At 60.9% G+C, this 24482-nt stretch carries 22 protein-coding genes and 1 pseudogene; 7 read left to right on the top strand and 16 right to left on the bottom strand.

The genetic code is table 11. The features are described 5' to 3' along the window. Positions 1 to 12: 12 nt before the first annotated feature. The 5 genes from FFM81_RS01445 to FFM81_RS01425 all read right to left on the bottom strand — a co-directional run bounded on the left by FFM81_RS01445 (position 13) and on the right by FFM81_RS01425 (position 5961). Positions 13 to 897: a F0F1 ATP synthase subunit gamma gene (locus tag FFM81_RS01445; RefSeq protein ID WP_003567200.1), complete on the bottom strand. Its 885-nt coding sequence runs from the start codon at positions 895 to 897 to the stop codon at positions 13 to 15. A gap of 28 nt (positions 898 to 925) precedes the next feature. Further along, positions 926 to 2455 (bottom strand): F0F1 ATP synthase subunit alpha, encoded by a 1530-nt coding sequence (atpA, locus tag FFM81_RS01440; protein WP_003567202.1) that lies wholly within the window; start codon positions 2453 to 2455, stop codon positions 926 to 928. Beyond that, complete coding sequence (locus FFM81_RS01435; protein WP_173883809.1) at positions 2455 to 3021, bottom strand: F0F1 ATP synthase subunit delta; 567 nt, start codon at positions 3019 to 3021, stop codon at positions 2455 to 2457. The genes atpA and FFM81_RS01435 overlap by 1 nt, the downstream gene beginning before the upstream one ends. Before the next feature lie 255 nt (positions 3022 to 3276). Then, positions 3277 to 3666, bottom strand: coding sequence for an AGROH133_08824 family phage infection protein (locus FFM81_RS01430; RefSeq protein ID WP_138385226.1), 390 nt, complete (start codon positions 3664 to 3666; stop codon positions 3277 to 3279). 78 nt (positions 3667 to 3744) lie between these two features. Continuing rightward, a complete protein-coding gene (locus tag FFM81_RS01425; protein WP_138385227.1) occupies positions 3745 to 5961 on the bottom strand; it encodes a primosomal protein N' in 2217 nt (738 codons plus the stop codon). Between the two features lie 211 nt (positions 5962 to 6172). Between FFM81_RS01425 and FFM81_RS01420 the strand changes: the two genes are divergently transcribed. Then, positions 6173 to 7105, top strand: coding sequence for a dihydrodipicolinate synthase family protein (locus tag FFM81_RS01420; protein ID WP_138385228.1), 933 nt, complete (start codon positions 6173 to 6175; stop codon positions 7103 to 7105). A gap of 3 nt (positions 7106 to 7108) precedes the next feature. On the opposite strand, the gene FFM81_RS01415 is transcribed toward FFM81_RS01420, so the two are convergent. Both FFM81_RS01415 and FFM81_RS01410 read right to left on the bottom strand, forming a co-directional pair. Next, the gene (locus FFM81_RS01415; protein WP_138385229.1) at positions 7109 to 7591 is read right to left on the bottom strand and encodes a GNAT family N-acetyltransferase; all 483 of its coding nucleotides are present in this window, start codon (positions 7589 to 7591) and stop codon (positions 7109 to 7111) included. Between the two features lie 12 nt (positions 7592 to 7603). Beyond that, the gene (locus FFM81_RS01410) at positions 7604 to 8554 is read right to left on the bottom strand and encodes a GNAT family N-acetyltransferase (protein ID WP_025417232.1); all 951 of its coding nucleotides are present in this window, start codon (positions 8552 to 8554) and stop codon (positions 7604 to 7606) included. A 140-nt stretch (positions 8555 to 8694) separates the two neighbouring features. Here FFM81_RS01410 and FFM81_RS01405 point away from each other — a divergent pair, with 140 nt between their 5' ends. Beyond that, positions 8695 to 9630, top strand: a complete 936-nt coding sequence (locus FFM81_RS01405) for a tyrosine recombinase XerC (RefSeq protein ID WP_003567216.1) — start codon at positions 8695 to 8697, stop codon at positions 9628 to 9630. A gap of 136 nt (positions 9631 to 9766) precedes the next feature. Then, entirely contained in the window at positions 9767 to 10840 is a 1074-nt protein-coding gene (locus FFM81_RS01400) for a TraB/GumN family protein (RefSeq protein WP_025417233.1), read from the top strand. A 1-nt stretch (position 10841) separates the two neighbouring features. On the opposite strand, the gene FFM81_RS01395 is transcribed toward FFM81_RS01400, so the two are convergent. The 7 genes from FFM81_RS01395 to FFM81_RS01365 form a co-directional block, all read right to left on the bottom strand. Then, complete coding sequence (locus FFM81_RS01395) at positions 10842 to 11342, bottom strand: cytochrome b (RefSeq protein WP_003567220.1); 501 nt, start codon at positions 11340 to 11342, stop codon at positions 10842 to 10844. Positions 11343 to 11408: 66 nt separating this feature from the next. After that, on the bottom strand, positions 11409 to 12155 hold the full coding sequence (locus FFM81_RS01390; protein ID WP_003567222.1) for a ribonuclease activity regulator RraA: 747 nt from the start codon (positions 12153 to 12155) through the stop codon (positions 11409 to 11411). A 21-nt stretch (positions 12156 to 12176) separates the two neighbouring features. Beyond that, positions 12177 to 13340, bottom strand: a complete 1164-nt coding sequence (locus FFM81_RS01385; protein WP_003567224.1) for a mandelate racemase/muconate lactonizing enzyme family protein — start codon at positions 13338 to 13340, stop codon at positions 12177 to 12179. A 35-nt stretch (positions 13341 to 13375) separates the two neighbouring features. Beyond that, entirely contained in the window at positions 13376 to 14473 is a 1098-nt protein-coding gene (locus FFM81_RS01380) for an ABC transporter ATP-binding protein (protein ID WP_003567226.1), read from the bottom strand. A gap of 123 nt (positions 14474 to 14596) precedes the next feature. Next, a complete protein-coding gene (locus tag FFM81_RS01375; RefSeq protein WP_003567228.1) occupies positions 14597 to 15487 on the bottom strand; it encodes a carbohydrate ABC transporter permease in 891 nt (296 codons plus the stop codon). Continuing rightward, positions 15484 to 16443: a carbohydrate ABC transporter permease gene (locus FFM81_RS01370; protein ID WP_138385230.1), complete on the bottom strand. Its 960-nt coding sequence runs from the start codon at positions 16441 to 16443 to the stop codon at positions 15484 to 15486. Before FFM81_RS01370 ends, FFM81_RS01375 begins: the two co-directional genes overlap by 4 nt. A gap of 73 nt (positions 16444 to 16516) precedes the next feature. Further along, a complete protein-coding gene (locus FFM81_RS01365; RefSeq protein ID WP_025417238.1) occupies positions 16517 to 17995 on the bottom strand; it encodes an ABC transporter substrate-binding protein in 1479 nt (492 codons plus the stop codon). Positions 17996 to 18203: 208 nt separating this feature from the next. On the opposite strand from FFM81_RS01365, the gene FFM81_RS01360 reads away from it, so the two are divergent. From FFM81_RS01360 to FFM81_RS01345, 4 genes are all read left to right on the top strand, one after another. Then, complete coding sequence (locus tag FFM81_RS01360) at positions 18204 to 18914, top strand: GntR family transcriptional regulator (protein ID WP_003567234.1); 711 nt, start codon at positions 18204 to 18206, stop codon at positions 18912 to 18914. Positions 18915 to 18967: 53 nt separating this feature from the next. Next, the gene (locus tag FFM81_RS01355; protein WP_003567236.1) at positions 18968 to 20134 is read left to right on the top strand and encodes a mandelate racemase/muconate lactonizing enzyme family protein; all 1167 of its coding nucleotides are present in this window, start codon (positions 18968 to 18970) and stop codon (positions 20132 to 20134) included. A gap of 61 nt (positions 20135 to 20195) precedes the next feature. Next, entirely contained in the window at positions 20196 to 21557 is a 1362-nt protein-coding gene (locus FFM81_RS01350; RefSeq protein WP_003567238.1) for a mandelate racemase/muconate lactonizing enzyme family protein, read from the top strand. Positions 21558 to 21574: 17 nt separating this feature from the next. Continuing rightward, positions 21575 to 22774, top strand: a complete 1200-nt coding sequence (locus FFM81_RS01345; protein WP_128397393.1) for a mandelate racemase/muconate lactonizing enzyme family protein — start codon at positions 21575 to 21577, stop codon at positions 22772 to 22774. A gap of 108 nt (positions 22775 to 22882) precedes the next feature. Here the strand turns inward: FFM81_RS01345 and lpdA are convergent, their stop codons facing one another. Further along, positions 22883 to 24289 (bottom strand): dihydrolipoyl dehydrogenase, encoded by a 1407-nt coding sequence (gene lpdA, locus FFM81_RS01340; protein ID WP_138385231.1) that lies wholly within the window; start codon positions 24287 to 24289, stop codon positions 22883 to 22885. Positions 24290 to 24315: 26 nt separating this feature from the next. After that, positions 24316 to 24447, bottom strand: a pseudogene (locus tag FFM81_RS01335) (LysE family translocator); the annotation flags it as partial. Positions 24448 to 24482: the final 35 nt, after the last annotated feature.

The following is a 24482-nucleotide window of genomic DNA, read 5'->3' as shown; positions in this document are numbered from 1 at the left end:
CTTTTCCTAGCTTCAGAGCGCTTCCGCGCCCGAAATGATTTCAATGAGTTCCTTGGTGATCTGCGCCTGACGCTGGCGGTTGTAGCTCAGCGTCAGCTTATTGATCATCTCACCGGCATTACGCGTCGCATTGTCCATCGCGCTCATCTTGGCGCCCATTTCGCCGGCGACGTTCTCTAAGAGCGCGCGGAAGACCTGGACAGAGATGTTGCGCGGGATCAGATCGTCGAGGATCGACGCCGGATCCGGCTCGTATTCGTAGACGGCGCCGGCATGCGCTTCATCCTCGGCAACAACGTCAGGAGCTTGGGCAGGGATAAGCTGCTGCGCCGTCGGAATCTGCGAGATGACCGATTTGAACTCGGAGTAGAACAGCGTGCAGACGTCGAACTCGCCGGCCTCGTACATCTCGATGAGACGCTTGCCGATCTGGTCGGCATTCTCGAAGCCGATGCGCTTGACGTCGCGCAGTTCCTTGCGCTCGACGATCAGCGAAGCATATTCGCGGCGAAGGATGTCGTAACCCTTCTTGCCGACGGTGAAGATCTTCACCGTCTTGCCCTCGGCAATCAGCCTGCGGACGTGATCGCGGGCAAACCGCGCAATCTGCGAATTGAAGCCACCGCAAAGACCGCGTTCGGCGGTGCAGACCACCAGCAGATGGACCTGGTCCTTACCGGTACCGGTCATCAGCGTCGGCGCGCCATCTGCATCGGTGACTGCCTTGGCGATGTTCGCCAGAACCGCACCCATGCGCTGCGAATAGGGCCGGGCGGCCTCGGCCGCCTCCTGCGCACGCCGAAGCTTCGCCGCGGCGACCATTTTCATCGCCTTGGTGATCTTCTGCGTCGCCTTGACGGAGGCGATCCGGTTTTTCAGATCCTTAAGTGAAGGCATCCGTGATCTGTCCTAACTTAGGGCCTGATTACGAGAAAGACTTTGCGAAGCTATCGAGAGCAGCGGTGAGCTTGCCCCTGGTATCGTCGCTGATTGCCTTTTCCGTGCGGATCGCGTCGAGGATGGCGGAGCCTTCCGAACGCAGATACGAGAGGAAGCCCTGCTCGAACTTGCCGACCGAAGCAACCGGCAGCTTGTCGAGATAGCCGTTGACGCCGGCAAAGATCACGGCGACCTGCTCTTCCGTCTTCAGCGGCGAGAACTGCGGCTGCTTCAGGAGTTCGGTCAGGCGCGCGCCACGGTTCAGCAGGCGCTGCGTCGCAGCGTCAAGGTCCGAACCGAACTGGGCGAAGGCGGCCATTTCGCGATACTGGGCGAGTTCGCCCTTGATCGAGCCGGCAACCTGCTTCATCGCCTTGATCTGCGCCGACGAGCCGACGCGGGAAACCGAGAGACCGACGTTCACGGCCGGGCGGATACCCTGGTAGAAAAGGTCGGTTTCGAGGAAGATCTGGCCGTCGGTGATCGAGATCACGTTGGTCGGAATGAAGGCCGACACGTCGTTGCCCTGCGTTTCGATGACCGGCAGAGCGGTCAGCGAACCGGCGCCCTGATCGTCATTCATCTTCGCAGCGCGCTCGAGCAGGCGCGAATGCAGGTAGAAAACGTCGCCCGGATAGGCTTCGCGGCCCGGCGGGCGGCGCAGCAGCAGCGACATCTGGCGGTAGGACACGGCCTGCTTCGACAGGTCGTCGTAACCGATCAGCGCATGCATGCCGTTGTCGCGGAAATATTCACCCATGGCGCAGCCGGCAAACGGTGCCAGATACTGCATCGGCGCCGGATCGGAAGCGGTGGCGGCAACGATGATCGAATACTTCAGCGCACCGCGCTCTTCGAGCACCTTGACGAACTGGGCGACGGTCGAACGCTTCTGGCCGATGGCGACGTAGACGCAGTAAAGCTTTTCGCCTTCCGGACCGTTGTCGTGAATGGCCTTCTGGTTGAGGAAGGCGTCGAGAAGAATAGCGGTCTTGCCGGTCTGGCGGTCACCGATGACCAGTTCGCGCTGGCCGCGGCCGACCGGGATGAGCGCATCGATGGCCTTGAGGCCGGTCGACATCGGCTCATGAACCGACTTGCGCGGAATGATGCCGGGAGCCTTGACGTCGACGCGCGAGCGGCGCGTCGCGTTGATCGGGCCCTTGCCGTCGATCGGGTTGCCGAGCGCGTCGACGACGCGGCCGAGCAGTTCCGGACCAACCGGAACGTCGACGATGGCGCCGGTCCGCTTGACGGTGTCGCCTTCCTTGATGTCACGGTCGGAGCCGAAGATAACGACGCCGACATTGTCGGATTCGAGGTTCAGCGCCATGCCGCGGATGCCGCCCGGGAACTCGACCATTTCACCGGCCTGGACATTGTCCAGACCGTAGACGCGGGCGATACCGTCACCGACGGAGAGAACCTGGCCGACTTCCGAGACTTCTGCCTCTTTGCCGAAATTTTTGATCTGGTCTTTGAGAATTGCGGAAATTTCCGCGGCGCGGATATCCATCAGCCAACCTCTTTCAATGCGAGCTTAAGAGTGGAGAGTTTGGTACGAAGAGACGTATCAATCTGGCGGGACCCGACCTTGACGATCAGACCACCAAGAATTGACGGATCAACCGCGACGGCAATCGTCACGTCTTTGCCGGTAACGCTCTTGAGTGCCACCTTCAATTCGGTTTCCTGCGCTTGCGAAAGCGCATGCGCCGAGGTGACCTCGGCGGAGATTTCACCGCGATGGTTCGCGGCGATGATGCGGAAGGCCTTGATCATGCCCGGCAGGGCAAACAGGCGGCGGTTGCGCGCCACGACCTTCAGGAAATTGGCGAAGAAGCCGCTGATTCCGGCCTTCTCGCTGATGGCGACGATCGCCTTCAGCTGGTCCTCGGCAGAGAAAACCGGGCTTACGACGAAACGCTTCAGATCGGCACTCTCGTCCAGCATGGCCTGGAAACGGTCAAGATCGGCGGTTACGCTGTCGACGGCGCCCTGCTCGAGCGCCAGATCGAAAAGCGACGAGGCATAGCGCTCGGCAACACCAGATGTAAGCTGGGACGTGTCTGCCACTGGCACAAATTTCCCTGATTTCAACCCAAAATCCGGCTCTCGGCGGGCGCCGAACCTATGATCTTGAATTCGTTTTGATTTCCCCCAGAAATCACAAGAGAAGCCTCTTGCTTCTTCCGAAATTCGGGGTCCGTCTAACATAGGATGTTCGGACTCGCAACACGCGTAATGCCCGAATACGCCTTTCACATGAATTTCTGTTCGCAAAATTGCGCGATGGTCTGGACGCAGGCCGAAGAAGCCGCCCGCGGACTGCGAGATTCACGTTTGGATGAAGCCGAAAACATAGAGCAGCGGCAGCGCAGCCAAGGCAATTTGCACAACCAGGAGTAAATAGTTGACGATATTACTCCCCTTATCGGACAGGATCGATATGATGCGGGCAAAGGCCGCCATCGCAAAGGAGGCGCCGAGCGCCATGTAAATCCAGTCCTGGGCGAGCATGATCGCCGACAGGCCGAAGCCGAGATAGAAACCGCCCATCGAGCGGCCCTCGCCAAAACCTTCCGGCCGCCCCTCCTGCGCCGGGAGGCCGAGAAGGCGGAAGGTCTGACCTGGCGCAAACATCATGATGAAACCGGCGAGCGCCGTAAAAGCGGCGGAGCAAAAGGCAAGCTGCTCGCCAAGCTCGGTCGGGAAATAAAAATCCATGCATCAGCCCCAAATCGCCCGGATGATTCGGTGTTTTATCGCATGCGCCGGAAACGGAGGAAATGGCGGCGCACTGTTTTAGAGAAAACTCTGCGGATCGATATCGAGCTGCACCTGCACCGAGCCGCGCTCCTTGGGCGATTGCGACAGCATCGCCCGCAGGAACCCCTGCATGTCCGAGTTGCGCCGACCGTGCACCAGGAGGCGGAAGCGATGGCGGCCGCGCACCAGCGCCAACGGGGCTTCGGCCGGGCCGAGCACCGAAATGCCGGAAATCTGCGGCGCCGCATTGCGCATGCCGCGCGCATGGTTTTCGGCATCGTGGCGGGTTTCAGCCGAAACGATGATCGAGGCGAGCCTGCCGAAGGGCGGCAATATGGCGCGTTCGCGTTCGCCAATCTCGCGCTCATAAAAGGCGTCGGAATCGCCCGACACAATCGCTTGCATGACGGGATGCTGGGGCTGGTAGGTCTGCAGCAGCCCCTGGCTTTTGAGACCAGTGCGCCCGGCGCGGCCCGTCACCTGCGACAAAAGCTGGAAGGTGCGTTCGGCAGCGCGCGGATCGCCATTGGCCAGGCCGAGGTCGGCATCGACGATGCCGACCAGCGTCATCAGCGGAAAGTTATGTCCCTTAGCGACGAGCTGCGTGCCGATGACGATATCGGCCTCACCCTTGGCAATCGCCTCCAGCTCCAACCGCAGCCGCTTCACCCCGCCCATGATATCGGAGGAGAGAACGATCGTCCGCGCCTCCGGAAAATGCCGCTCCACCTCCTCGGCGATGCGCTCGACGCCTGGTCCGCAGGCAACGAGATGGTCGAGTGTGCCGCATTCCGGGCATGCCTCCGGCGTGCGCTCGGCATGGCCGCATTGATGGCATTGCAGCTGTTTGCGGAAGCGGTGCTCGACCAGCCAGCTCGAACATTGCGGGCATTGGAACCGGTGACCGCAGACCCGGCAGAGCGTCAGCGGCGCATAACCGCGCCGGTTGAGAAAGAGCAGCGCCTGTTCGCGCCTTTCCACCGTCTTGCCGATTGCCCGGATCAGCACCGGCGACAGGAAACCGCCGCGCTCCGGTGCGTGCCGGCGCATGTCGACAAGATGCAGGTCCGGCAGCGCCGCGTCGCCGAAACGCGTCGGCAGATGGACGGTGCTGTAGCGCCCGCTCTGACCGTTGACCTGGCTTTCGACCGAGGGGGTCGCCGACACCAGAATGACGGGAAAATCACCGATGCGACCGCGCACCACGGCCATGTCGCGGGCATTGTAGAAGACGCGATCCTCCTGCTTGTAGGCGGGATCATGCTCCTCGTCGACGATGATCAGGCCGAGATCCTCGAAAGGCAGGAACAGCGCCGAGCGGGCGCCGGCCACGACGCGCACCTCGCCGGTCACCGCCTGGCGCCAGACCTTTTCACGCATGCGCGGCGCCAGATCGGAATGCCATTCGGCCGGCTTTGCCCCGAAGCGATCCTGGAAGCGCTCCATGAAACTTGCTGTCAGCGCGATCTCCGGCAGCAGGATCAGCACCTGCTTGCCGCGTTTCAGCGTCTCGGCGATCGCCTCGAAATAGACTTCGGTCTTGCCGGATCCGGTCACCCCGTCGATCAGCGACACCGAAAATTCGCCCTTGCGGATGTCGGAAACGATCTCCGCCGCCGCCTCCTTTTGCGGCCCTTCGAGACGGGCGGCGGCAAATTCCGGATCGGGCAATGCCACGACCGGCGGCGGCGGCAGAAATATGGTTTCGAAGATGCCGAGCGTGATCAGCCCGTCGACGACGCTGGTCGAAACACCCGCCGCATGTGCCAGGCCGCTACGTGTCCAGGACAGGCCGTCGGAGGCCGTTTCAAGTACCCGGGCGCGCGCCGGCGTCATCCGCTCCGGTTCGCCGCCGACAAATTTCAGCCCCTCGACCATCGGTTCCGGTTCGAAGGCGTTCGGTGCCCTGAGCGCCATACGGGCGACGAGGCCGGGCGGCGAGAGCGTATAGGCCGCAACCCAATCGATGAAATCGCGCATCTCCCGGGAAAGCGGCGGGCAGTCGAAGACATGGCTGATCGGCCGAAGCTTCTTCGGATCGACACCATCCTCGCCGCCGTCCCAGACGACGCCGATCACCTGCCGCGGCCCGAGCGGCACCTGTACGACCGAGCCGGGCTCGACCGCCATGCCATCCGGCACCGAATAGGAATAGGGTTTGGGCGCCGGCATCGGCACCAGCACGGGAACCGTTCGGTTCGCGGGCGGTGCCTCGAAAAGCGCGCCAAAGAGATCGGACGAATCTATGCTCATCGCGCGAGACCATGCCCGCAAATCGACGGAATTGGAACCGTAAAGACAAGGCGGCGCCTCCGTCGGTAAATGTGGATGACGAAGCTGTACGGCGATTTCCTGGACCCGAACGAAAAGGTTGCTGGACAAGCGGTTGGCCGCATAGATTGCCGAAAGATCTTATTCGAAATGCCGAAGCGTTGCTCTTCGGCCGCTGAAACGGAGAAGACGAATGGCCAGACTGACCGAAGATGCCAAGGGCGTCTATGTCATTGCCGTGACCCCGTTCACCGATGACGGCGCGCTCGATCTCGGCAGCATCGACCGCATGGTCGATTTCTACGAGGGCGCCGGCGTCAGCGGCCTGACGGTGCTTGGCCAGCTCGGCGAGGCCCCGAAGCTGACCGCCGCGGAATCGCGGACCGCAGTCGAGCGTGTGCTGAAGCGCCTCGACGGGCGGCTTCCCGTCGTCGTCGGCGTGTCGGCGCCGGGGCTTGCGCCGATGCACGAACTGGCCGAAGCCGTCATGGGCGAAGGCGCCGCCGGCGTCATGGTCGCACCGCCCTGGACCGTCAAGACCGACGACCAGTCTTTCGCCTTCTACCAGTCGGTCGGCGAGACGCTCGGCGATACGCCCTTCGTGCTGCAGGATTATCCGCTCACCACCAATGTGACGATCGCGCCCAAGCTTATCGAGCGCATCGTCAACGAGGTGCAAAATTGCGTCATGCTCAAGCACGAGGACTGGCCGGGGTTGTCAAAAATCACCGCACTCCGCACCGCCAGCGACAAGGGCAGCATGCGGCGCATCTCCATCCTCTGCGGCAATGGCGGGCTCTTTCTGCCCGAAGAGATGGGCCGCGGTGCAGATGGCGCCATGACCGGTTTTTGTTATCCCGAGATGATGGTCGGCGTCGTCGCGGCCTATGCATCCGGAAATCCGGATCGCGCCCACGAAATCTTCGACGCCTATCTGCCGCTCGCCCGCTACGAACAACAGCAGGGCATCGGGCTTGCCTGCCGTAAATACGTTCTTGCCAAGCGCGGCGTGATCAGATCCGCCACTCTGCGCAAGCCGGGCGCCAAGCTTTCGGCGCTCGATATTGCCGATATCGAGCGGCTGCTGGCGCGCCAGGCCATTCGTCTCAAAGAGATCGGGGCCTAAAGCTTAAAGCGTGTGGAACGAGCCTGAAACATCCCGACCGGAGGGCATGGGGGCAATGTCGAGACAAAGTGTATCGCCGTCCGGCGCACAGGGCCGAAAACCGAGAGCCTCCCAGAACCTGGCTGCGCCGGGATTGCCCGGATGAACGGTGACAACACGGCAGAAATCCCGCGCATGATCGAGCAGAGCCAGGGCCAGCAGCCGACCGATGCCGCACCCGCGCATCGCGGGACTGAGGTAGAAACGCCGCATCCGCAACGCCCCCGATAGGGCAGGCTCGACGGTCATGCCGCCGACGCCGGCAAGCGTCTCCCCGACATAGGCGCCGAGGAGCCTTTCGACGATACGCTCGAACCTGACGTCGCCTGCCGACCATTCGTCGACAAGGCGGGTGATATGGCGATACCCTTCCTGCCGGGCCTCACTGTCGAGGTCGCCGATCTCCCGCGGCAATCGATCGCGGATCATACGGATGTCGACCAGCATGGCAAAACCTGTTTAGACCGCAGGAACGGCAAGCTCTCGCGGCGTTGCAGCGGCCGGAAGGCTGACCGGCACGAAGGTCGCGTCGCCATCCCTAGCCATGTCGTGCACCGTATGTTGCTCCAGCGCCTTGGTCACCTCATTGAGATCGCCGTCCAGATGTTCGGCCGGAATGAGATTGCCGATCAGGAAATCGAAGCGGTCGCCGCGTTTGTTCAAGAGCTCGTGGAACACCGTCATGTCGCGGAGCTCCGTCGACCATTTCGCCAGCCAATAGAACAGGCCGGAATTGCGCGCCGTCATATGGACGGGAAGGATCGGCAGATTGTATTTGCGCGCCAGCCCGACCGCCGAGGTCTTCCACGGGCGCTCGTTCAGCCGGCCGTTCGCCCAGTAGGCGATGCGGCCTGATGGGAAGAGCACCGTCGCCTTGCCTTCCCTGACCGCATGGTTGGTCAACTGCAGCGTCTCGCGCGCCTTGAGCTTGCTCTTGTGCTCCTCCCGCCATTCGACGGGGATGATCATCTCGGCAAACCGTGGATTGACGCGGATCGCATCGCGATTGGCAAAGAACATCATATCCGGCCGGCGCGTCTTCAACAGATCGAACACGGCAACACCGTCGGCAATGCCTGTGGGGTGATTGCTGACCAGGATGAAGCCGCCGGTATCGGGGATGCGTTCACCATTGGTGATGCCGATATCGAGTTTCAGCACGTCGCTCAAATATTCGAACGACTGGAAACCCGGCATCTTGGCCACCGCATTGGCAAATTCGATCGCCTTGTTGTAACGCAGCAGCGTGTAGAGGAACGGGCGCATGACCGGCCAGAGCGGATTTTTGACGATCCTCCGGCCACGTTCGGCAATCAGCGTATCGACGATATGACCCGGCTTTCCCTGTGAAACGAGAGCGATCGCTTCCGCGAGCTGTCCGAAAGCCGTCATGGAGTCGCGCCGTGCCATGAAAGATCCTGTCTATGGGCTATAAGCTATCGCAGTGGAATATGATCTAAGGATGACAAAGGCTTGGCCGGCATTAGCAATTCCATAACCGTTCCTGCTTCAAATTGGCGGACTTGAAGGCAAATTCAAGGCCCCGCGACGTGAACGAACTGCTTGTTATCGCCGATCCCAGCCTGATGGCGGAACGGGCCGCATGGCTCGAAAACCTCGCCCGCGAGCGCCGTCTTTCCGAGCATACACTCGATGCCTATGAGCGCGACACCCGCCAGTTCCTGACCTTTCTGACCGGCCATCTCGCCGGCCCGGCGACGCTTGGGGATATCAGGGAGCTGCGTCCCGCCGATTTCCGCGCCTTCCTGGCGGCCCGGCGCAAGCAGGGCTCCGGCGCCCGCTCGCTTGGCCGCAATCTCGCCGGCCTTCGTTCACTGCTGCGCCACCTCGAAAAGAAGGGCTTGGTCAATGCCGCCGGCGCCGGCGCGATCCGCTCGCCGAAACAGCCGAAATCGCTGCCCAAACCCCTCTCGGACACGCAGGCGATCACCGTCGTAAGCAACGAAGCCCAACTCCACGACGAACCCTGGATCGCCGCGCGCGATGCGGCTGTCATGACGCTGCTTTACGGTTGCGGCCTGCGCATCTCCGAAGCGCTGGATCTCATTCCCTCAGAGCTGAAGAAGGGCGCCACAACGCTGCGCATTACCGGCAAGGGCAACAAGACGCGGCTGGTGCCGTTGCTGTCGGTGGTGTTCGACGCGGTCGAGAAATATCGCACGCTCTGCCCCTATGATCTCGAGCCCGGCGAACCGCTGTTTCGCGGCGCCCGCGGCGGCAAGCTACAGCCCGCGATCATCCAGCGCGCCATGCAGAAGCTGCGCAGCGCCTTCGGCCTGCCGGAGACGGCAACACCGCATGCGCTTCGCCACTCCTTTGCCACCCACCTGCTGGCCGGCGGCGGCGACCTGCGCACCATCCAGGAACTGCTCGGCCATGCCAGCCTTTCGACGACACAGGTCTATACCGGCGTCGATGCATCGCGCCTGCTTGAGGTGTATGATCGTGCTCACCCACGCGCGTAGAGCCTTTTCTGGTCAGATTGCAACATTCTGCCGAAGCAAGAGGACTCTAAGCTTTCGTTAACGCATTCTCTTAAAGGATTATGCGCAAGCCGGGCGTAGAGCATGAAACAATAAGGCATGTGACCGGAACATCATCATGACGACATCAATCGGCCGCCGAACTTTTCTCGCAGCACCGGGCAATCTGCTGCTCTGGCTGATTGCGGCCTTTCATATCCTGCTTCTTGCCGCCCTGTTTGTGGCCTTCCTGACTGCAAGGCCGGCGGCGGCCGAAGACGCGGCCTGCACCGGTCGCAACCTGATGGTCGAGCTGCAGCAGAACGATCCCGCCCGCTATGCCGAGGCGCTGAAGGAAGCCGACGCTACGCCAAACGGCAAGGGCATCTTCTGGAAGATCGAGAAAGCAGGACTTCAGCCTTCGTGGCTGCTCGGCAGCATGCATGTCACCGATCCGCGCGTACTTGCCCTGCCGCCGCGTGCCCAGGCAGCCCACGACGCGGCCAGTACGATCCTTATCGAATCCGATGAGATACTCGATGAACGCAAGGCGACCGCGGCCCTGCTCGCAAAGCCGGAGCTGACGATGTTCACCGACGGCACGACGATCGACAAGCTGCTCTCTCCCGAGGATTACAAGCGCCTCGAAGCCGGCCTCAAGACGCGGGGGATTCCGCTCAGTGCGGTCTCCCGCATGCGGCCCTGGATGATCTCGAGCGCCGTCGCCCTGCCGGCCTGCGAAATCGCGCGCAAGGCCAAGGGCGTGCAGTTCCTCGACCAGAAGATCGCGACCGATGCCGTTTCTCAGGGCAAACAAGTCAAGGGGCTGGAGACACTAGCCGAGCAGATCCAGGCCATGGCCGACCTGCCGATCGAATTCCATCTGAAGTCACTGATCGAGACGCTGGAACTCGGCGACAAGATGAGCGACGTCGTCGAGACGATGACCGACCTCTATCTCTCCGGCGATATCGGCATGACCATGCCGATGCTGAAGACCGTAACGCCGGAGACGGAAGGCGAAGATAGCGACTACGCCGCCTTCGAACAGCGCGTCATCCTCGACCGCAACAAGGTGATGGCCGAGCGCGCCGCCCCCATTCTCGACGGCGGCAACGTCTTCATGGCGGTCGGCGCCCTGCACCTGCCCGGCAAGGCCGGCGTCATCGAACTGCTGCGCCAGCAGGGGTTTACGGTGACGGCGGTGAATTGAGTCAGCCGAGCGTCATGCGGCGCAGCACATTGGTTTTCCAGTAGAACTGGTGCACGAGCGCGCCCGCGACATGCGCCGCGATCAGCGCCCAGAGAATGATCTTCAGGATATCCGCGTGGAACGACCCGGCGGGATTGATGCCGAAATAATAGGCGGCGATGCCCGAAAGCGGCATGGCGAAGATCAAGATGTAGAGGCCGGCATGGGCAAGCTTCGCCGCGAGGCGGAAGATCGGCGGCTCCGCCGCCGCCTCGGCCGGCACGCCCTTGGCAAAACGCAGTCCGAGCCTGACGACGGCGAGCAGCAGAATGGCGATGCCGACATAGGCATGGATATTCGCCGACGCAATCTGCTCGGGCGTCGGCACCTCGCCCCTGCGCATCAGCCGATGCCAGGTATTCATGCCGTCGGGAAACAGCAGATTGAAGAAGATCAAAAGCGCGATCGCCCAATGCAGGAAGCGTTGGTTGAGACTGTAAGCCATGGTGGACGGCTGCTGCATTTTCTCGACCTTGGTCAAATGTTTATCTCTGCGATTCACAAACATTAGACTAAGGGTAATCCATGGCTAAGTTGTTCCCGAGTGGTTTGTTTTCCGCCACTCTTCGTACTCTTCGCGGGCGTCGTCATGCAGCGGATAGTAACGCTGCAGCGACCCGCCCCCCATCAGCTTCACTCGCGAGAACTCCTCCCAATCGTGATGCTTCTGCGATTCTTCGATGACCTTGGCGGCCATCGCGACTGGAAGCATCACCACCCCGTCGTCGTCGGCGACGATGATGTCCCCGGGGATGACAGTGACTCCGCCGCAAGCAATCGGAACGTTGACGGCGTTGGGATAGATGCCAGTCTGCACATGATAGTTGGGCGTCCAGCCGCGCAGCCATAGAGGGATATTCAGCTTCTCGACATTGGGCCGATCGCGCATGCATCCATCGATCACGATGCCGGCGCCGCCTCTGCCCTTGAAATACGTCGACATCATATCGCCGAAGACGCCCGAGCTCATGTCGCCGCGCGCGTCAACCACGACCACATCGCCCTCCTGCACGTGGTAAAGCACGTGGCGGTGCAACTGCGTCTCCGGATCTGCATATTCTCCCTCGGTGAAAAGGTCCGGCCGCTGCGGCATGAATTGAAGCGTCAGGGCCGGCCCGACGACCGACCTCCCGCGGTTCTGCGACACGGGACCGACCATGTGCGGATTGCGAAAGCCCATGTGGCCAAGCGTGCCGGCAACCGTCGCGGCGCCAATTTCCTTCAGCGCGTCGATCAGCTCTTTGGGCGGTCGCGTAATGTCGGGCGTCTGCGTCATTTTAGGCTCCGGTGGATGAAACTACCAGTTTGTGACAGAACCGTCGCGGCGCTTCAGGTGGGGCGCTTCCCAGAAACGAAAGCTCTCTGCCTTGACCACCTCTTCGTTGACATCGACGCCGAGCCCCGGCAGGTCGCTGACCGGATAGTCGGGGCCGTCGAGCCGGGGTTGCACGGGGAAGAAGTCGGAATTATCGAAGCCGAGCTTTGCTTCGGGCGCCCTGGTCTCAAGCCAAGCGAAATTCGGTACCGCGGCGGCGAGATGGATGGTCGCGGCCGTGCAGACTGGGCCGAGGGGATTATGCGGCATCAGGTCCACATAATGTGCTTCGCTCCAGCCAGCGACCTTCATCGCTTCAGTGAGCCCGCCCACATTGCACACATCGAGCCGGTTGAACTGATGGATGCCACGTTCGATGTAGGGCAGGAATTGCCACTTGCTGGCAAACTCCTCGCCGATGGCGAACGGGATGTCGGTCATCGTGCGCAGGGATTCATAGGCCTCGGGTGTCTCGTCTCGTATCGGCTCCTCGAGGAAATCAAGCACGCCACGACCGAGCTTGTTACAGAAGCTCGCGGCTTCCGCCACCGACAGCCGATGATGATAGTCGATGCCGAGGACGACCTCGTCGCCCAGCGCCTCGCGCGCTTTGTTTAGCATCGCTGCGGTCGCGCCGATCGACTCCCGCGGCTCAAAGATGTCCTTGTTGTTTTGCCCGATGGGGAAGAAGCGGATCGCCTGCCATCCTTGTGCGCGGAGTTCCCGGGCTCGTTCGATGGCAACATCGCCCTCGGCCTCGTCGCCGGTCGAGGCGAAGGTCGGAATGCGGTCGCGCTGCTTGCCGCCCAGCAGCTCGTAGGCCGGCACCCCCAGCGCTTTGCCCTTGATGTCGTGAAGGGCAATATCGATGGCGGAAATCGCCGCCTGCAGGACACGCCCGCCTTCGAAGTATTGGCTGCGATAGATTTCCTGCCAGATCCGACCAATCTGCATCGCGTCGCGGCCGATGAGAAATTCGCGATAGTGCTCGATCGCGCCGGCCACCGCCTTCTCGCGACCGCTCAAGCCGCTCTCGCCCCAGCCGAAGATGCCGTTGTCGGTCTCGACCTTGACCAGCATCTGATTGCGCGTTCCTACCCATACTGGATAGGGCTTGATCGCCGTGATTTTAAGCTTCGTCGTCATCCATGCCCTCGTTTTCACGCGCATCCACGCGGTCATCAGTTGGCCCTGAGGGCCATTTCTGTTTCGCCGTCGAACAGATGCATCCGCTCCTGATCGAACTCGAGCCAAATCTGTTCGTCGGGCGCGACGGCAATGGTTGGCGGCACGCTGACATTGACGATGGCGCCGGACAGGAACGCTTGTACGAAGGTGACGTCTCCGGTCGGCTCCACCGTGTATGCCTTGGCCGGCACGCTTCCAGGAATCGCGCTCTTGTGCAGCTTGATCGTTGAGTGACGCGCGCCGAGCACGACCTTTCTGGTTGTTGCCCTCGCGACCTTCTGTGCGTTCTGGGGCGAGAGCTCGAGGCGCCAGCCCTCCGCGCCGGTCAATACAGTGTTGCCGCTTGCCGTCGATGCCTCCAGCGGAACAAGGCTCATCGCCGGGCTGCCGACGAAGCTAGCGACAAACATGTTCACCGGATGGGCAAAGACCTGCGCCGGTGAATCGTATTGCTGCAGGTAGCCGCCGTTCATCACCGCCATCCGGTCAGCCATGGTGACCGCTTCGAGCTGGTCATGGGTCACGTAGATGATCGTCGCCCTGAGGTCCTGGTGAAAGCGCTTGATCTCCGACCGCATCTGCACGCGCAGCTTTGCGTCGAGGTTTGAGAGTGGTTCATCCATCAAAAATACCGCCGGATCGCGAACGAGGGCACGGCCGAGCGCCACGCGCTGCTGTTGCCCGCCCGAAAGTTCGCGCGGCTTGCGCTCAAGCAGCTGCGTCATGTCGAGCACGCGCGCTGCTTCCTTGACCTTCTTGTCGATCTCGTCTCTTGGCAGTTTGCGCATCTGCAACGGGAACGCCAGATTTTTGTAGACCGATTTCTGCGGATAGAGCGCGTAGTTCTGGAACACCATTGCGATGTCCCGGTCCTTGGGGTCGAGGTCATTGACCACCCGGTCGCCGATGACGATGTCGCCAGATGTGATGGGGATGAGCCCCGCCACAAGGTTGAGCGTGGTTGTCTTGCCGCAGCCGGAAGGGCCGACGAGCGCAACGAATTCGCCGTCGTTGACCGTCAGCGAAACGTTGTTGACAGCTTTGAAGCTGCCGTAGGTCTTGACCAGATCTTTGAGGACCACGTGGGCCACCGGCAACTCCCCTAGAGCATGATGCCGAAAAGTGTGAGCGGTTTTCGGAAGACATCATGCTCTAACTCTTTAATTTAGAACAGGATTCAGATTTTAGGCCGACCGGCCTAAAATCATCCTGTTCTAGTGCTTGACTGCACCTTCCGTGAGGGCGCGTACGAAGTATCGCTGCAGGACAAGGAACAAGACCACGACGGGCACGCTCATCATGAAGCTGGCCGCCATAAGGCCCGGAAAGTCCGTTGTATTTTCCGAGAAGAAGCGCTGGATGCCGACTGGCAGTGTCAGCTGCTCGTTCTTGGAGAGAAAGGTGTAGGCGTAAATGTACTCGTTCCACGCGCCGATGAAGGAATAGATCGCCGTGGCGATGATACCTGGCGCCGAGAGCGGCATCACGATCAGGATAAAGGCCTGGAACCGCGTTGCCCCGTCGATGCGGGCCGCCTGCTCGAGTTGCACCGGGATGTTGTCGTAGAAGCCCTTGAGGAGCCAAATTGCCAGCGGCAGGCCGAATGTGAGGTAGGTCAGGACGAGCGACGCATGCGTGTTCACCAGCCCGATTGCCCGCATCAGGATGAAGAGCGGCACGAGGAAGATCACCGCAGGGAACATATTGCGGAGCAAGACGGCGAAGAACAGAAAGTTCCGGCCCGGGAAGGTGAAGCGTGAAAAGGCGTAGGCCGCAGGAACCGCCACGATCACCGAAAGGATGGTCGTGGCGGTGGAGACGAAAAGGCTGTTCCAGAAGAAGCGCAAGAAGTCCTGGCCGACGCTGTTTTGCGGATCGAGCAGCTTCTGGTAGCTGGCGAGGGTGGGTTGATCCGGCCACCATTGCGGCGGGAACTGCATGGCCGCGAAGCCGGACTTGATCGAGGTGATCAGCATCCAGATCATCGGCAATGCGGTGTAAAGCAGCATGAACACAAGGAAGACGCGTCCGCCCCACCGCCATCCATCGATGCGCATACGGCGGTGCGCCTGGCCTCGATGGGCAATCTCGGCAATCGTGCTCATGCGCTCCCGTCCTTCTGCTCGTTGCCGCTCAGCGCACGGACGTAGAAGTATCCGAGCGACATCAGGATCACGAACAGCAGCACCGAATAGGCCGATGCCACACCCCAGCGCTGGCGGCCGAAGGCGAGTTCATAAATATGGGTGATCCAGATATGCGATGCGTTCGACGGCCCGCCGCCGGTCATGATCCAGGGGATGATGAAAGAATTGAAGTTGGCCACCGCCAGCAGAAGGATCGTCACCGTCGAGACGTTTCTCAAGTGCGGAAAGGTGACGTGCCAGAACCGCTGCCATGCATTGGCTCCATCGACTTTTGCGGCGCGCAGCAACTGGTCGGGAACCGTCTGCAGGCCGGCCATCATCATGATCATGGCAAACGGAAACTCTCGCCAGATATTGACGACGATCAGCGAGGGCAGCACGGTGCTGACGCTGTCGATGAAATTCGGCGGCCGGTCGGCCAATCCGAGGCCGACCAGCACCGCGCCAATGATCCCGAAGTCCGAATGGTAGATCCACTTCCAGATATAGGATGCCGCAACCGCGCTGATGACCCAGGGAATGATCAGGACGGCGCGTAGAATCCCACGGCCGACAAAGTCACGATGGAGCGCCAGGGCGCAGGCAAACCCCAGGACAAATGAGATGAGCGTGGATCCCAGCGTCCAGATAAGAGTGTTCGAGGTGACCTTCCAGAATACCGGACTTGTGAGGATGGAGGTGTAGTTGTTGAGACCGATGAAAATCTTGTCCCGGAGCTGCAGGCCGGGCGGCGTATTGAAGAACGACAGCTCGATCGTGTAGTAGATAGGGTAGGCAATGACGATGAGCATCACGGCGATCGCCGGAAGCACATAAGCGTAGTCAGCGCGATGCTCCCAAATCTTTCGCAGCAACCCGGACCTATCGGGTTGCGGTCTTCGACGAGCCTCGGCCTTGCCAGTCAATATCGTCACTGTGCCCGTGCCCTTATTCTTGGGAATAAACCGGCTGCACGCGAGGCGCAGCCGGTCAAATCGTCAGGCTGGACTAGAGCCCGCCGTCCATCAGGTCTTTTACCTTTTTGGCTGCGTCGTCCGCGGCCTGGTCGACGCTCATGGCTCCGGTCAGGGCATTTTGCAGCATGTCCGGGACGATGATGTTCATGATCTCGGGGGACTGTGGCAGCGCTGGGAACGGAATGCCGTATGGCAACATCGAGGTCGTGACATCGAGGAACTTGATGCTATCAAGACGTTCCTTCATCCATTTGGTCTTGAAGCCATTGAGGTTTCCCGGGTTCGAGCCGGCATAGGCCATCTTCAGCGACCATTCGGGGCTCGTCCACATGCAGATGATCGCCTTTGCGGCCGGCTCGTCTACCTTGCCGCCCTCGACATATTCGGGCTTCAGGATGTGAATGTTGGAGCCGCCGAACACGACGGCACGCTTGCCGTCGGGGCCAGTCGGAATCAGGCCGTAGCGCATGTTGTCGATGACGGTCTGCGCCTTGTCCTTGTCGGTATCCGTCGCCTTTTTCTGCAAGTCGAGCATGACGTTGTAGTCGGACGGGTGCGAGATCATCATGCCGAGCTGGCCCGCAAGGAAGAGGGGCTGGTTGTCGGCTTGCTGGTTGGTGAGCGCCGAAACCGGAACCGACTTGTCGCGAACATACATATCGTAGGAGGCTTGCAATGCCGCCTTGCTCTGCGCGCTATTGAGCTCGACCTGCTTGTAGGTCGGGTTGGCGGTCGCTTCGTCGAAAACCCCGCCGCCATAGGCCCACAGCTGCGGCATGAAGCGATATGGCGTATTGCCGGCATTCTTGCGAGCCACGAGGCCGTAACCGGCAATGCCGAGCTTGTCGTGGATCTGTTTGGAATATTTGACGACGTCGTCCCAGGTTGCCGGGGCCTTGTCCGGATCGAGGCCTGCCCGCTTGAAGATGTCGGCGTTCCAGATGAAAGCCATCGTCTCGTTGTTGGTTGGAATGCCGTAGGTCACTCCCTCCCAGGTTACAGCCTTCATTGCGCCGGGCCAGAAATCCTCGGTCGAATACCCGACATCTTCGGGCTTGAGCGGCTCCAGATAACCCTTTGAGGCGAACTCGGTGCCGCCCAGGATCTGCAGTCGGACCGCCATCGGCGCTGCATTGCCGAGGAGCGCGGTCCGGAACTTGTCCAGCAGGTCGTTATAGGTGAGGGCCTGCTCCTCAAGCTGGATATTTGGATAGGTTTTGCGGAAGGTTTCGAAGAACTCCTTATAATACTGGCGCAGGAGGTCGGGGTCGCCCTCGAACACGCCCTGGTACCAGAAAGTCAGTCGCCCCTTATAGTCGAGTGGGGTGACCTTGCCGCAATCGGCCGCCGTGTCAAAATCCTGCGTGCCGGCAATCGAGCGCACATATTGCGGCGACCACTTGCTCAGGTCGACCGGCGCCCCCAGCGCAGACGCGGACATCAACGATACCATCAAAGCAGTGGAGACAGTGCCGCGCAGGACGGCACCACCGAGTGAAATCCTCGTCATAGGTATCCTCCAGGTTCTCTCCCATGCCGCGCTTCTCGAGGCGGGCGGTCTTTGCTCGCTGGCCGCGGGATGTTTTCAGCCAATGTATCACTTTGAGCTTATCATACGTTTTCAGATCACAGATTGCGTGTCAACTAGCGAAATCGTACATTGTTTACGGGAACCTCGCGTGATATTCGAGCGATATGTGGATTGATTGGGGACAGCTTTGACCGAAACAAGCGATTTTAAAGCACAGCCACCCGAAGGGATCGACGCGATCGGGGCCTCCAGCGAGGGTGCCTCGCTTTATCAGCTGATCAGGGAAGACATCATCGAGGGGCGGCTCGCGGCCAACGAACGGCTTGTGATCACCGATCTCGCCCGGCGCCACGGCACCTCGACCAACCCCGTGCGCGAGGCTCTGCAACTGTTGCGCGGGGAGGGCTTTGTCACTTTCGTTGCCAACCGCGGAGCGCGCGTCCGGCCCATAGATCAGGATTTTGTTCGGGACATCTACGAGATAGGAGTTTTGATCGAGCCGGCACTGACGCGATGGTTTGTGAACATGGCCACTGTCGAGGACATTGCTGAACTCGAACGCATCCAAGGCTTGATTGAAGAGAACGACTTCGCCGACACGTTCCGGCACAGCGAGCTGGACACCGCCTTTCACACCGTGATGTACCAAAGGCACTACAACCGCCATGCCGCCGAACTTTGGTGGAAGCATCGCGAAGTGCTTCGAGCCGTGAGCCGGCGTTTCAACTTCACGCTCGCCCGGCGTGCCGCGATCCTTGGCGAGCATCGCGAGCTCATCGCGCATGTCAAAGCGGGAAATGCCAACGAGGCGGGCGAACTCATTGCACGCCATGTCGAGGGCTCGGGCCGGCACATCCTCGAACACATGCGAGCGCGTAACGCCGCCCGGGCAGGATAGAATGCACGCCTGAAACGTCGTTATCCCCACCACTTCACACAAAGGCAGTTCAGATGAAAATCACCAGCGTTCGGCCGTGGCTGATCAAGTCCGATGCTTCCTATTGGGGAGAGTTTCTGTTCGTCGAAGTGACGACCGATGAGGGGGTCAGCGGCTGGGGCGAGATCACCACCACGACAAGACTTGCCAATCGCGCCCTCTGCACGATCCTGCGGCAGATCGGGGCCGCTGTGACAGGCGAGGACCCGGCGCGCATTGAGCATCTGTGGCACAAGATATTCCGCAGCTTCACCTACATGGGCAGTCGCGGCGCCGCAGTCGAATGCGTGAGCGGCATCGACATCGCCCTCTGGGACATCCGAGGCAAAGTCCTGGGCAAGCCGATATACGAGCTGTTGGGTGGACCGGTGCGCGATGAAATTGCGCTCTACACCCATCCCAACCAGGCCAAGTTTACCAGCAATGAGGCTGTGGTCCGCGAAATCAGAGATATCGTCGAGTCCGGTCACACGGCGCTCAAGTTCGATCCTTTCCCCTACCAAGGCCGCACCGCCGATGGACTGCCTCGCGAACAGCGGGACGGCTACCTCGACGGCAGCATGACCCGCAAGGATGAGCGCGAAGCCGCCGAACTCACGGCCCTTATCCGCGAAACGGCGGGCCCTGATGTCGATATCCTTATCGATGCGCATGGCCGGTTCGACGTTCCCACCGCCATTCGCCTTTGTCGGAGCCTCGAGGAAGCTGGTCAGATCGACTGGTTCGAGGAGCCCTGTCCGCCGGAGAGCCTCAACGCTCTCAGACAGGTCCGCGAGAAGGTCAGCGCCGCCATCTCGTGGGGCGAGCGCGGCCACACGAAGTGGGATTTCGTGCCGGTGCTCGAAAACAAGCTCGCCGACTACATCATGCCTGATGTCACCTGGACCGGCGGCATTACCGAACTCAAGAAGATTTCTGCCCTATGCGAAGCCTACTACATCCCCGTCTCGCCGCATGACGCCGCGGGGCCGATCAACGTGGTTGCGGGCGCGCAGGTGATGATGACCATTCCCAACTTCTACAAACTCGAAACGTCGGAGTGGAACCTCAGCAAATACGATCACCTCATCGACAGACCACTCGATGTTTCGAACGGCAACCTCAAGCTGACACCCAAGCCTGGTCTCGGTGTCGAAATGAACCGCGACTACCTTCAAAGCCACGAAATAGAACTGCACTAGCAACGCTTTACGCCGTGCGAGCGTACGCGGCGACCCCCGCCCACCAGAACGAGGATAAATCATGCCAGAGGCAGATGGAGCCGACGAGGCGCTCAATCGGGTGAACACGCATTCCAAGCCGTCCGACCTTCGCATCACCGACTTGCGGGTAGCCGAAATTGTCGGCGCGCCATTCACCTCGGTGCTGCTCAAGATTTACACCAACCAGGGCATCGTCGGGCTTGGCGAGGTGCGCGACGGCGCCAGCGCCAGCTATGCGCTGATGTTGAAGAGCCGGTTGCTCGGCGAGAACCCTTGCGACATCGATCGACTGTTTCGCCGGATCAAGCAGTTCGGCGGGCACGGCCGGCAAGGCGGCGGCGTATCGGCGGTGGAAATCGCGTTGTGGGATCTTGCCGGCAAGGCTTATGGCGTCCCCGTCTACCAGATGCTCGGCGGCCGTTTTCGGGAGAAAGTGCGCGTCTACTGCGATACCGACGCCACCGTGCCGAGCGGCACCGAGACGGGCAAGCGCCTCAAGCAGCGCATGGAGCTCGGCTTCACCTTCCTCAAAATGGATCTGGGACTGATGCAGATCGCCGATGTGCCCGGTGCGGTCGTGTTTCCTGCCGGCTCACTGGAAGGCTACCGCGACCATCCCAGTCGCGGGCCGCTGAAGACCATTGAAGAGCGGCGTGTCCGCAACGCTGCCTACGATTTGCATAACATCCAGCACCCGTTTACCGGCCTCCATTTTTCCGACAAGGGCCTCGACCTGCTCGAGCAATACATTGCCGAGGTTCGTGAGGTCATCGGCATGGATGTGCCACTGGCGATCGACCATATCGGCCATATCTCGATGCAGAACGGCATTCGCCTGGCCAGGCGAATTGAGAAATACGTGCCGGCCTGGCTCGAGGATGTGATCCCATGGCAATATACCGAGCAATACCGACAATTGCAGGACGCCACCACGGTGCCGATCTGCACTGGCGAGGACATCTACCTCAAGGAAGGCTTCGAGCCTCTGCTCAACAGCGGCGGCGTCTCCGTTATCCATCCTGACCTGCTCACCAGCGGGGGCATCCTCGAGACCAAGAAGATCGGTGATATGGCGCAGGACCGGGGTGTCGCCATGGCCATCCATATGGCAGAAAGTCCGATCGCAGCCATGGCCGCGGCACATGTCGCGACCGCGACCGAAAACTTCATGGCGCTCGAATACCATTCTGCCGATGTCGACTGGTGGGACGATATCGTCACGGGCCTTCCCAAACCGCTGGTGAAAAACGGCTTCATCACGGTTCCGGATAAGCCGGGCCTCGGGATTGAAGACATTGTCGACGAGGTGATCTCGCAGCATCTGCGGCCGGCTGTCACCGGCATTTGGCAACCGACTGACCAGTGGGATGATGAATATTCCTGGGATCGCACCTGGAGCTGAGGCGAAAAGGAACGAGGATGAAGATCACTGATTTGCGCTGCGCCGTTATCGGCAAACACCCGATCGTCCGCATCGTGACAGACGAGGGCCTCTACGGTTTGGGCGAAGTCGAATTCACCAAGTCCTATCTCAAGCCCTGGGTGCTGCATTTCCGCGAGGCACTGGTCGGCGAGGACCCGACCGACGTCGAGCGAGTCATGCTGAAAATCCGCCAACGCGGCTCTTTCAAGCCCTACGGCGCGGCGGTGAGCGCTATTGAGCACGCGTTGTGGGATATTGCTGGCAAGGCCGCGGGTGTGCCCGTCTACAAACTGCTCGGCGGCAAAGTCCGGGACAAAGTCCGCGTCTACAACGGCTCGGTTCGCCAGAAACGCACTGGCGATCGGCCGGAAGATTACGCCGCCGACGTCAAATGGATGATGGAGCAACCCCAGAATTTCTTCATGGTCAAGCAAGGCATCTCGTTCCACTCCAACATGAAGGACAGCATCGAGGACTTCCATTACGGCGTGACCCAGAAGAAGGCCGGCTATCACGGCGCCATGGATCAGGGTTTGATCAGCGAGCGCGGTTTCAATCACATGCTCGACTGCGTGATTGCGATGAAGGAAGTGCTGGGCGACAAGGTCAGCCTGGCGCTCGACTGCGGCCCGGGCTGGATGCTGCCCGATGCGATTAAGTTCGCGCGCGCGGTCGAGAAGTACAATTTGATGTGGCTGGAGGACATGCTGACCGGCGACTACGTGCCTTGGGTCAATCCGCAGGCCTATCGGGAACTGACAACCTCCACCTCGACGCCAATTCACACTGGTGAGCAAATCTACCTGCGGCACAATTTCAAGGAACTGATCGAGACGCAGGCGGTCCGCGTCATCGGCCCCGATCCCGCCGATGTTGGCGGCATTGCCGAGCTAAAATGGGTCGCCGAGCACGCCTACATGCACTCGATCCTGATGGCACCGCACGGCACCGCTAACGGCCTGCTCGGCCTCGGCGCCTTGATCAATGTCTGCGCCACCTTGCCGGCAAATTACATCGCATTCGAATATCCGACCGCCTCCGACCCCTGGTGGGAGGATCTGGTAATCGGCTTGCCGCCGCGGATCGTGAAGGACAGCATGGTGGACCTGCTGGAAGCGCCGGGGCTGGGCCTCGATATCGACGCTGAGGGGGCCAGGAGGTACCTCAGGGAAGAGGATGCGGGCTTTTTCGACTGAACCTCCCTCCACCTATCGCGGCCAGCTTGTCGGGCACCAGGCAATAGAACGAAAACAGCCGCCTGCCTCGCGGCAAGCGGCTTTGTGCTTTGTTAAGATTATCTAAGATTACATATGGATCGGCTTGAAGAAGGTCGCAAGCGCGGCTTCCTTCACCGCTTCCGACATCGTCGGATGCGCATGGCAGGTGCGGCCGAGATCTTCCGACGACCCGCCGAACTCCATCAGCACGGTGATCTCGTGGATCATCTCGCCGGCGCCGAAGCCGACGATATGGCCGCCGAGCACGCGGTCGGTTTCCTTATCGGCAAGGATCTTGACGAAGCCGTCGGTCGCCAGCATCGCGCGGGCGCGGCCGTTTGCGGTGAACGGGAACTTGCCGACCTTGTAGGCGATACCAGCCGCCTTCAGCTCTTCCTCGGTCTTGCCGACCGAAGCGATCTCCGGCTGGGTATAGACGACACTCGGGATAACGTCGTAATTGACGTGGCCATGCTGGCCGGCGAGGATTTCAGCGAGCGCCACGCCCTCGTCTTCGGCCTTGTGCGCCAGCATCGGGCCCTTGACCACATCGCCGATCGCATAGATGCCGGCGACATTGGTCTTGAAGTGACCGTCGATCTCGACGCGGCCGCGATTATCGAGCGCGACACCGGCCTGTTCCAGGCCGAGCCCCGCCGTATAGGGCTTGCGGCCGGTGGCGATCAGCACGACTTCGGCGTCGAGCGTCACCTTGTCGCCGCCCTTGACCGGCTCGAACGTGACCTTGGCGCCCTTTTCGCCCTTTTCGACGCCGGTGACCTTGGCGCCGAGATGGAAATCGATGCCCTGTTTGGCGAGCATGCGCTGGAACTGTTTGGAGACTTCGCCGTCCATGCCGCCGAGGATGGTGTCGAGATATTCGACGACAGTGACCTTGGCGCCGAGGCGCGACCAGACCGAGCCGAGCTCGAGGCCGATGACGCCGCCGCCGACGACGATCAGCGTTTCCGGCACTTTCTCCAGCGCGATGCCGCCGGTGGACGAGATGATGGTCTTCTCATCGATCTCGACCTGCACACCGGGAATGCCGGCGACGTCCGAGCCGGTGGCGATGACGATGTTCTTGCCTTCGATCTCCTGCACCGTGCCGTCGTCGGCGGTGACGGCGACCTTGCCGGCCGAGACGATCTTGCCGCTGCCCTGGAAGGCATCGATCTTGTTCTTCTTGAAGAGGAAGGCGACACCGTCGACATTCGACTTCACCGTCGCGTCCTTGTGGGCCATCATATTGCCGAGGTTGAGGGTCGGCGGCGCGATATCGATGCCGAGTGCGCTCATGCCATGACCGGCCTGATGGAACATTTCGGAGGCATGCAGCAGCGCCTTCGACGGAATGCAGCCGACATTCAGGCAGGTGCCGCCATAGGTCGCGCGCTTTTCGACAACGGCGACCTTGAGGCCGAGCTGGGCTGCCTTGACGGCGCAGACATAGCCACCCGGGCCGGTTCCGATAATGATCACATCGTAGGACATTGCTTCTTTTCCTTTGGATTTTTCAATTAGTCGGCCGCGCGCGTGAGCGCGAGGCGGAAGCCGAAGCCGACGAGCGCCGCTCCGGTAATGCGGTTGAACCATTTGCCGCTGGCGATGAAGCGGTCACGGATCGCCTTGACCGTGAAGAAATAGGCGACCGAGAAGACGGCCATCATGCCGAGGAATTCGAGAA

Origin of the sequence: Rhizobium hidalgonense (genome assembly GCF_005862185.2) — a bacterium.
Classification (GTDB): domain Bacteria; phylum Pseudomonadota; class Alphaproteobacteria; order Rhizobiales; family Rhizobiaceae; genus Rhizobium; species Rhizobium hidalgonense.
Note: the sequence above shows the minus strand (reverse complement) of the source record. Positions and strands in the feature narration are given on the sequence as shown.

Excerpts from the sequence above, each read along its gene's own strand:
- FFM81_RS01410 (WP_025417232.1), bottom strand. The coding sequence starts at position 8,554 with ATGGCACGGCGCGACTCCATGACGGCTTTCGGACAGCTCGCGGAAGCG.
- atpA (WP_003567202.1), bottom strand. The coding sequence starts at position 2,455 with ATGGATATCCGCGCCGCGGAAATTTCCGCAATTCTCAAAGACCAGATC.
- FFM81_RS01345 (WP_128397393.1), top strand. The coding sequence starts at position 21,575 with ATGAAGATCACTGATTTGCGCTGCGCCGTTATCGGCAAACACCCGATC.
- FFM81_RS01445 (WP_003567200.1), bottom strand. The coding sequence starts at position 897 with ATGCCTTCACTTAAGGATCTGAAAAACCGGATCGCCTCCGTCAAGGCG.
- lpdA (WP_138385231.1), bottom strand. The coding sequence starts at position 24,289 with ATGTCCTACGATGTGATCATTATCGGAACCGGCCCGGGTGGCTATGTC.
- FFM81_RS01355 (WP_003567236.1), top strand. The coding sequence starts at position 18,968 with ATGAAAATCACCAGCGTTCGGCCGTGGCTGATCAAGTCCGATGCTTCC.
- FFM81_RS01395 (WP_003567220.1), bottom strand. The coding sequence starts at position 11,342 with ATGCAGCAGCCGTCCACCATGGCTTACAGTCTCAACCAACGCTTCCTG.
- FFM81_RS01350 (WP_003567238.1), top strand. The coding sequence starts at position 20,196 with ATGCCAGAGGCAGATGGAGCCGACGAGGCGCTCAATCGGGTGAACACG.
- FFM81_RS01430 (WP_138385226.1), bottom strand. The coding sequence starts at position 3,666 with ATGGATTTTTATTTCCCGACCGAGCTTGGCGAGCAGCTTGCCTTTTGC.
- FFM81_RS01390 (WP_003567222.1), bottom strand. The coding sequence starts at position 12,155 with ATGACGCAGACGCCCGACATTACGCGACCGCCCAAAGAGCTGATCGAC.
- FFM81_RS01415 (WP_138385229.1), bottom strand. The coding sequence starts at position 7,591 with ATGCTGGTCGACATCCGTATGATCCGCGATCGATTGCCGCGGGAGATC.
- FFM81_RS01420 (WP_138385228.1), top strand. The coding sequence starts at position 6,173 with ATGGCCAGACTGACCGAAGATGCCAAGGGCGTCTATGTCATTGCCGTG.
- FFM81_RS01425 (WP_138385227.1), bottom strand. The coding sequence starts at position 5,961 with ATGAGCATAGATTCGTCCGATCTCTTTGGCGCGCTTTTCGAGGCACCG.
- FFM81_RS01385 (WP_003567224.1), bottom strand. The coding sequence starts at position 13,340 with ATGACGACGAAGCTTAAAATCACGGCGATCAAGCCCTATCCAGTATGG.
- FFM81_RS01400 (WP_025417233.1), top strand. The coding sequence starts at position 9,767 with ATGACGACATCAATCGGCCGCCGAACTTTTCTCGCAGCACCGGGCAAT.
- FFM81_RS01375 (WP_003567228.1), bottom strand. The coding sequence starts at position 15,487 with ATGAGCACGATTGCCGAGATTGCCCATCGAGGCCAGGCGCACCGCCGT.
- FFM81_RS01365 (WP_025417238.1), bottom strand. The coding sequence starts at position 17,995 with ATGACGAGGATTTCACTCGGTGGTGCCGTCCTGCGCGGCACTGTCTCC.